We start from the raw sequence: 594 nt of genomic DNA on the forward strand, positions 1-594 counted from the left end.
GAGGTCGTCGAGGTCGATGGTGACCGCGACGTGCGGCTTGACGGTCCGCATCGTGGGGAGCGTGCCGGAGGCCAGGGCGTTGTCGGCGAGCTGCACGAGGGCGTCGGCGGACTGCTGGGCGCGGCTGCGGGTGTCCCCGGCGGGACGCGACGCCTGCCGGATCGCTTCGATCGCGGCGAGCACCTTCTCCCCGCCGATCGCGTCGAGGACGAACCGGCCGGTGACCGCACCGTCGCTGTCGCGGGCGGTGACCAGGCTGCGGGACTCGGTGGGGTCGGGCTCGGTGCCGTCGGGGTCGAGCCGGGCCAGGTAGTGCCCGACGACCTGCCGCAGGTCGGCGTGCGGCCGGGTCGCAGCAACCCGGGCCAGCGCCTGGTCGACCGCGCCGACGTCCACGCCCTGCTCCTCGGCCCGGGCCAGGTTCTCCGGTGACGTCACCGGTGCGATGGCCGCCACCGCCTCGGCAGTGACACCTCCGGCCGCAGCGGCCGCAGCGAGTGCCGGCAGCTGCTCCAGCGCCCGCCCGTTGCGCACGAGCGCGTTGGCCGCACCCGCCGACATCCGGTGGTGCCCGCGCAGCCACGAGGCCATCGA

The 594-nt window shown here is 75.8% G+C and carries 1 protein-coding gene; it reads right to left on the reverse strand.

Annotated features, from left to right (window positions below; translation table 11 throughout):
- Positions 1-594, reverse strand: a 594-nt coding sequence (locus tag ACI79H_RS19295) for a DUF222 domain-containing protein (RefSeq protein WP_456556039.1), incomplete at both ends; no start/stop codon positions are given.

It is taken from the genome of Blastococcus sp. SYSU D01042 (genome assembly GCF_054050515.1).